The 6,618-nt window shown below is 67.3% G+C and carries 9 protein-coding genes; 8 read left to right on the top strand and 1 reads right to left on the bottom strand.

Going from position 1 to position 6,618, the window contains the following annotated elements; genetic code table 11:
- Both EKL94_RS22560 and EKL94_RS21605 read left to right on the top strand, forming a co-directional pair.
- On the top strand, positions 1 to 219 hold a 219-nt coding region (locus EKL94_RS22560; protein WP_221767992.1), incomplete at its 5' end, for a hypothetical protein.
- A gap of 14 nt (positions 220 to 233) precedes the next feature.
- Positions 234 to 1,523, top strand: coding sequence for an MATE family efflux transporter (locus tag EKL94_RS21605; protein ID WP_260473482.1), 1,290 nt, complete (start codon positions 234 to 236; stop codon positions 1,521 to 1,523).
- 64 nt (positions 1,524 to 1,587) lie between these two features.
- On the opposite strand, the gene EKL94_RS21610 is transcribed toward EKL94_RS21605, so the two are convergent.
- Positions 1,588 to 2,238: a class I SAM-dependent methyltransferase gene (locus EKL94_RS21610; RefSeq protein ID WP_126930590.1), complete on the bottom strand. Its 651-nt coding sequence runs from the start codon at positions 2,236 to 2,238 to the stop codon at positions 1,588 to 1,590.
- 344 nt (positions 2,239 to 2,582) lie between these two features.
- Between EKL94_RS21610 and EKL94_RS21615 the strand changes: the two genes are divergently transcribed.
- The 6 genes from EKL94_RS21615 (at position 2,583) to EKL94_RS21640 (ending at position 6,491) form a co-directional block, all read left to right on the top strand.
- A complete protein-coding gene (locus EKL94_RS21615) occupies positions 2,583 to 3,197 on the top strand; it encodes a CDP-alcohol phosphatidyltransferase family protein (RefSeq protein ID WP_014647547.1) in 615 nt (204 codons plus the stop codon).
- A 22-nt stretch (positions 3,198 to 3,219) separates the two neighbouring features.
- Positions 3,220 to 4,284: a class III poly(R)-hydroxyalkanoic acid synthase subunit PhaE gene (gene phaE / locus EKL94_RS21620; protein WP_126930591.1), complete on the top strand. Its 1,065-nt coding sequence runs from the start codon at positions 3,220 to 3,222 to the stop codon at positions 4,282 to 4,284.
- A complete protein-coding gene (gene phaC / locus EKL94_RS21625) occupies positions 4,281 to 5,348 on the top strand; it encodes a class III poly(R)-hydroxyalkanoic acid synthase subunit PhaC (RefSeq protein ID WP_126930592.1) in 1,068 nt (355 codons plus the stop codon). The genes phaE and phaC overlap by 4 nt, the downstream gene beginning before the upstream one ends.
- A gap of 51 nt (positions 5,349 to 5,399) precedes the next feature.
- On the top strand, positions 5,400 to 5,774 hold the full coding sequence (locus tag EKL94_RS21630) for a YfeK family protein (protein WP_440086201.1): 375 nt from the start codon (positions 5,400 to 5,402) through the stop codon (positions 5,772 to 5,774).
- A 64-nt stretch (positions 5,775 to 5,838) separates the two neighbouring features.
- Positions 5,839 to 6,042 carry a PspC domain-containing protein gene (locus tag EKL94_RS21635; protein ID WP_014037612.1) on the top strand — a complete coding sequence of 68 codons (204 nt, stop codon included), beginning with the start codon at positions 5,839 to 5,841 and terminating at the stop codon, positions 6,040 to 6,042.
- A complete protein-coding gene (locus EKL94_RS21640) occupies positions 6,039 to 6,491 on the top strand; it encodes a hypothetical protein (RefSeq protein ID WP_126930594.1) in 453 nt (150 codons plus the stop codon). The genes EKL94_RS21635 and EKL94_RS21640 overlap by 4 nt, the downstream gene beginning before the upstream one ends.
- Positions 6,492 to 6,618: the final 127 nt, after the last annotated feature.

Raw genomic sequence — 6,618 nt, forward strand, 5'->3', positions numbered from 1 at the left:
ACCAGCACCTTCGATGCGTTCCACACCGAAGCCAACCAGACCGACACCCCCAACCAGTCCGACCTGAGCCTCACCGGCACGCCCAGGGACCGCAACACCCCCAACGCGATCCCCCCGGTCTCCTGCAGCCTGGCCCCCAATCCCCCTGCGCCCCTCCCGGTGGGACACGCCGCCCTACGCGCCCCCCGGTCGCGCCGCCCCTCTGGCGCACCTATCTGACCCTGCTGTTGCCGATGCTGCTGACCAACGCATTGCAGCTGGCCGCAGGCACGCTGGACAACGTCTACCTCGGCCATCTGCTGGGTACGCAGGCGGTGGCCGCCGCCGCTGCGTTCTTCCCTGTCTTCTTCCTGCTGCTGGCCCTGGTAATGGGTCTGGCCACCGGTGCGATGGTGTTGATCGGCCAGGCCTGGGGCGCGGGCCGGCCGCAACAGGCTCGCGCGGTGGCCGGCAGTGCGGTGGCACTGATTCTGCTGTTGTCAGTGCTGGTGATGGCGGTGGGTGGCGGTTTCGCGCCACAGCTGCTGGCGGCACTGGGCACGCCAGCGCCGATCCTCGGCGAATCCATCGTCTATGCCCGTGTTCTGCTGCTGGCTGCACCGGCGTTCTTCCTGCTGTGGCTGGCCACTGCGGTGAGTCGTGCGGTGGGCGATGCCAAAACGCCGCTGCATGCGCTGCTGCTGGCCACGGTGGTCGGCCTGCTGTGCACGCCGCTGCTGATCCTGGGCTGGGCCGGCCTGCCGCAGCTGGGCGCGGCCAGTGCGGCAGTCTCGGCGGCGCTCGCCTCGCTGCTGGCCCTGGCCTGGCTGATGTGGCGGTGGCAGCGGATGGGGCACCCGTTGGCACCGGGGCATGAGTTGCTGCAAGCCATCCGCTTCGATGGAGCGCTGATCCGTTCGATGCTGCGCATCGGCGTACCGTCTTCGCTGCAGATGCTCAGTCTGGCCGTAGCCGAGATCGTGCTGCTGGGCTGGATCAATCGCCACGGTTATACCGCCACGGCCGCTTACGGCGCGGTCAATCAGTTGATGAGTTGGGTGCAGCTGCCTGCGATGTCGATGGGTATCACCGCCACCATCCTCGCTGCACATGCGATGGGCGCGGGGCGTGGGGTACGACTGCCCGCCATCGCCCGCACCGGTGTGCTGCTTGGACTGGCGATACTGAGCGGGGTGGTGGTGCTGGTTGTGGCGCTGGCGCCCTGGCTGACCGGGCTGATCCTGGCGGCGACCGACGTGCGAGAACTGGCCACGCAGCAGTTGCGCACGGTGGTGTGGGGCGTGCTGGCGATGGGAGGCAGTGCGGTGCTGGTCGGGGTGATGCGCGGCAGCGGCACGGTATGGCTGCCAGCGTTGCTGGGCATGGTGGCGGTATTGCTGCTGGAGCTGCCGCTGGCGACGTGGCTGCAGTCCCGGCACGGTCTGGCCGGGCTGTGGTGGGCGTGGCCGCTGGGGTTGCTGGCCATGCTGGTGATGCAGGTGTTCTGTTTCGCGCATTGGCGGCGCAGGGTGCAGGCTGGGTAGTGCCGGCCGCTGGCCGGCAACCTGGAATTGTCGAGGCAGCCGGCCAGCAGCCGGCTCTACCTCTTCAGTGCCGCTGTGCCAGCAGCAGGTGGAAGTGCTTTTCTCGGATCTGGCCGTCATTGCCGGCCGCGGATTCCCGGTGGCTGCGCCAGGCCGAGACGCGGAAGCCTGATACCCGCAGCGCCAGCTCCACCGCGTCCAGCTCATGCAGCTGGAAGTCGGCGGCGAATGGCAGGCTACGCATGAAGCTGGCATCGCCAAAGGCCAGGCACAGGCGGCCGCCCCGGCGCAGTACCCGCGCCAGTTCGTCCAGCACCGGGGCCAGGTTCGGCCAGAAGTACAGGGTGTTGACCGCCAGCGCGGCATCCATCGCGGCATCGGCGACCGGCAGTGCATGGGCGTCGCCGTGTCGCATCGCAGCACGCTCGGCCACCCCGGCGTCGGCCAGCCGCTGGTTGCCGGCCTCGACCATGGCCGTGGACAGCTCGATGCCCAGATAGTGGCTGCCGGTGGCCTGCAGCATCAGTGGCGCGAAGGCCGCATTGCCCGGGCCGACCTCCAGGACCCGTTCGCCGGCACCGACGGCCAGCAGCCCGATTGCGGCCAGGTTGAGTGCGCCGTTGCTGCGGTTCATCGAGTCGGCCACCGCCAGCGCGGCCTCGCCGTGGGGCTGCCGCAGCTGTGCGGCCAGGGTGGGAGCATCCAGCATCATCATCGTCCGTTGCAGAGTTTCGGACGTGGCGGCGGCGGGTCCGCCGGTGACCATAGCGCCGACCTTGTGGCTTGGGAAGTAGGGAAACCCCGCTGCAGAGTGATGAGGAAATGTCCAGCGTCGCAGTCGGTGAGATCTGGTTGTCCACAGGGGGTGTGGATTACGCGTGGGCAACTTTGTGGATAAGCCGCGACAGGCGCCACCCCCCTAGGCTGTCAAGATGGGTGGCGAAAAATTCACCGCTGGTGAGGACGGGTGAGGGAGCGGTGAAGGATGGACCCTGCCGCCGCTGTCGCCAGCGGCGGCGCTCGCGGTAACCTGTGGGCCTTGATGCTCCGTGAGACCCCATGAAACGTCACTTCTCGATGCTGCGCGAATTCCAGCTGGCCGACTGGTTCACCCTGGCCAATGCTTTCTGCGGCACCGGTGCGGTCTTTGCCGCGATGCGCTTCCTGCAGGACGGCGAGCGCGGCTACCTGCTGTTCGGCATGGCGCTGATCCCGCTGGCCTTCATCTTCGACGCGCTCGACGGGCGCATCGCGCGCTGGCGCAAGTCCAGCTCCACCCTCGGCCGCGAGCTGGACTCGCTGTCCGACGTGATCTCCTTCGGCGTGGCGCCGGCGGCACTGGCTTATGCCTGCGGCATGCAGGGCGGCTGGGACTGGCTGGTGCTGAGCTACTTCGTCTGCTGCGGTGTCAGCCGCCTGGCACGCTACAACGTCACCGCCGAGGCGCTCGCCGGCGACGAGGGCAAGGTCACGTATTTCGAGGGCACCCCGATCCCGACCAGCCTGGTGCTGGTGATCGTACTGGCGATTGCCGCCGGTACCGATGCCATCGGCCAGAACATCTGGTTCGGCCAGTGGCAGATCGGCCCGTGGCAGCTGCACCCGATGGTGCTGCTGTTCGCCTTGTCCGGGTCGCTGATGATCAGCAAGACCCTGCGTATCCCCAAGCCATGAGCCAGCCCTGCGGAGGCCTGCGATGACCAGCTCGGCCCACGACGCCGGCAGCAGCGATTTCGAGACCCTGGCCCGGCAGTATTTCGGCGCCTGGGGCGATGCCCTGCGCCATGCGAGCACGCCCGGTGCACCCGCCGGTGACGCCCCCGGCAGCTGGCAGCGGTTGTTCGACTGGTGGGGCCAGCTGTTGCCCGAGCAAGCGCAGGGCGCGCCGGAAGATGCCGTGCGCCGGTTCCGGGAACAGGCGGGCAGCTGGTACGGCACCATGCAGGAGGTTGCCGCGCGTTTCGCCGGCCGCGACGCCAGCAGTGCCGATGTGGCCCAGGCCTGGCGCGAGGCAGTGCAGGGGCAAGGCGACGGCATGCTGCAGTGGATGCTGCAGGGCGCCCGCGGCAGCACCCACGCCGGCGCCGCTGTGCCCGAATTCGCCGCATGGCTGCAGCAGTTCCAGCTGCAGGCGGGCCCGTGGCTGCAGAGCCCGGCGTTCGGCCCCGGCCGCGAGCACCAGGCGCGCTGGCAGGCCCTGCTGCGGGCGCAAGAGGAGTACCAGCAGCATTCGCGCGCCTACGTTGATCAGATCAAGCAGGCGCTGGATGAGGCCTTTGCGCTGTTCGAGCAGCGCCTGGCCGAGCACGAACAGCCCGGCAGCCAGCTGACCAGCGCCCGCGCGATGTTCGACCTGTGGATCGAAGTGGCTGAGGAGGCCTACGCCAAGGTCGCCATGTCCGAACCGTTCCAGCAGGTGTACGCCTCGCTGGGCAACGCACAGATGCGCCTGCGCGCCGGCCTGCAGCGCGAGGTGGAACAGATGAGTGAACGTATCGGCCTGCCGACCCGCAGCGAGATGGATGCCGCACACCGTCGCATCGCCGAGCTGGAGCGCAGCCTGCGCCGGCTGCAGGCACAAGTGGCGGTGCTGGCTGGAACTGCCGAGGTGGACCCAGTGGCACAGCCGGCGCCGGCGAAGGTGAAGCCGGTCGTGCGCAAGGCCGCGAAGAAGGCCGCGCCGGCAAAGAAGGCGGCTGCGAAAAAGGCGCCCGCGAAAAAGGCTGCACCCCGCACTTCCACTCGGACCCGTGACCGATGAAGGGACCGCTGGGCTTCAACGCCGATGACCTGATGCAGGAGACCTTGGCCATGCAGCGCAAGCTGATGGAAGGGCTGAAGCTGCTGCCGCAGGTGGAAGACGTGGACTATGGCGTAACCGCCCGCGAGGAAGTGTGGCGCGACGGCAAGGTGGTGCTGTATCGCTTCGTCGGCGAACAGGCACCGGCCCGGCGCACGCCGCTGCTGATCGTCTACGCGCTGGTCAACCGGCCGTACATGGTCGATCTGCAGGCCGACCGTTCACTGGTGCAGAAGCTGCTGGCGCTGGGCCAGGACGTGTACGTGCTGGACTGGGGCTACCCGGACCGGTCCGAACGCTTCCAGACCCTGGAGGACTACCTCCTGCGCTATATCGATGGTGCGGTGGACGCGCTGCGCGTGCGCAGTGGCGGCCCGGTGGACCTGCTGGGTATCTGCCAGGGCGGCGTGTTCGCACTCTGCTACGCCGCGTTGCGCCGGCAGAAGTTGGGCAAGCTGATCACCATGGTCACCCCGGTCGATTTCCAGACCGCCGACAACATGCTCTCGCACTGGGCGCGGCAGGTGGACGTGGACCTGCTGGTTGACACGCTGGGCAACATCCCGGCTGACCTGATGAATGCCAGTTACCTGATGCTCAAGCCGTTCCGCCTGAACGTGCAGAAGTACGTGGGCCTGCTCGACATCCTCGATGACAAGGCGGCGCTGGAGGATTTCCTGCGCATGGAGAAGTGGATCTTCGATTCGCCGGATCTGGCGGGCGAGGCGTTCCGCGACTTCATCAAGCAGTTCTACCAGGGCAACGGGCTGGTGAACGGCACGGTGCGGATCGGTGAGGAAGCGGTGGATCTGTCGCAGGTGACCCTGCCGGTGCTGAACATCTATGCCGAGCAGGACCATCTGGTGCCGCCGGATGCCTCGCGTGCGATGCGCGGGCGCTTGGGCACGGAGGACTACACCGAGTCCAGTTTCCGCGGCGGGCATATCGGTATTTACGTGTCTGGCCGCGCGCAGCGCGAAGTGCCGGCCACGATCGATGGCTGGCTGAAGGCGCGCGACGCGTAAAGCCTGCTTCGTTTTTGTAGCGTCGAGCCATGCTCGACTGCATGGAGAATGATGATGTCGCAAAGGATTTCGATGCTGCTTGCCGCGCTGCTGCTGGCAGCCCCTGTGGCCCAGGCCGCACCAGGTGCGGATGCACGGCGCGAGATCGCCCAGCTGATCGCCAGCCTGGATGGCTCCCAATGCCGCTTCCAGCGCAATGGCAGCTGGCACGATGGCAGTGATGCGCGCGCGCACCTGCAGCGCAAGTACGACTACCTGCTGAAGAAGGACATGGTGGACAGCGCCGAGCAGTTCATCGAGCGCGCGGCCAGTCAGAGCAGCATGAGCGGCAAACCCTACCGCATCCAGTGCCCGGGGCAGCCTGAACAGACCGCAGCCGCCTGGTTCGGCGCACGCCTGCAGGCCCTGCGCCACCGCGCGCCGTAGACATAGGGGCGGTGTAGAGTCGAGCCATGCTCGACTGCCTTGTCCGTTTCCCGGAGCCGCCGCCATGAACACCACGCCCAAGACGCTGTCGCGTTCATTGAACGACCGCATGATTGCCGGCGTGATGGGCGGTATCGCCCACCGCTTCGGCTGGAACCCCACGCTGGTGCGGATCGTGTTCGTGCTGGTCTCGATCGGCTCGGCGGCCTTCCCCGGCATCCTGGTCTACCTGATCCTGTGGCTGCTGATGCCGAACGAGGCCGATTGAAGACTGCCCTGGCGCCCTCGCCGATCTGGCTGCGCGCGCTGCAGGTACTGGGCGCGGTGTGGACGTCACCCAACTCCCTGCTCGGCGTGATCGGCGGCCTGGCCGGCATGCTCGGCGGCGCGACATTGCGCTGGAGCGGCCGTGACTGCGCGCTGGTGTTCGACCGCTGGCCGTGGGGGCCGGGTGGGGCGATCACATTGGGCAATGTGATCCTGCATACCGGCCGTGACCTGGGCATTTCCTGCCGTACCTATGCGCACCAGGCGGGGTGGGGCGTGGAGCCGCTGATCCGGCTGGACGACCACGAACGCGCACACGTGTACCAGTACATGGTGCTGGGGCCGCTGTACCTGCCGGTGTATCTGCTGTGCGGCGGAGTGAGTGCGCGCAACCCGTTCGAGCGGGCGGCCGATTATTTCGCCCGGTTCGGGCGTGGCTGGTGGCCGTAGTTTCCAGCCCTTGCGCTTATACACATCTCCGAGCCCACGAGCGGGGCCCCTACCCGGTTTCACTGTGCTGTCTTGAAAAAAAAAAACATATAGTCATGTATGCTAGTGGAAAGACTTACTGTTAGAT

Source organism: Stenotrophomonas maltophilia (genome assembly GCF_003970865.1).
Classification (GTDB): domain Bacteria; phylum Pseudomonadota; class Gammaproteobacteria; order Xanthomonadales; family Xanthomonadaceae; genus Stenotrophomonas; species Stenotrophomonas maltophilia_AR.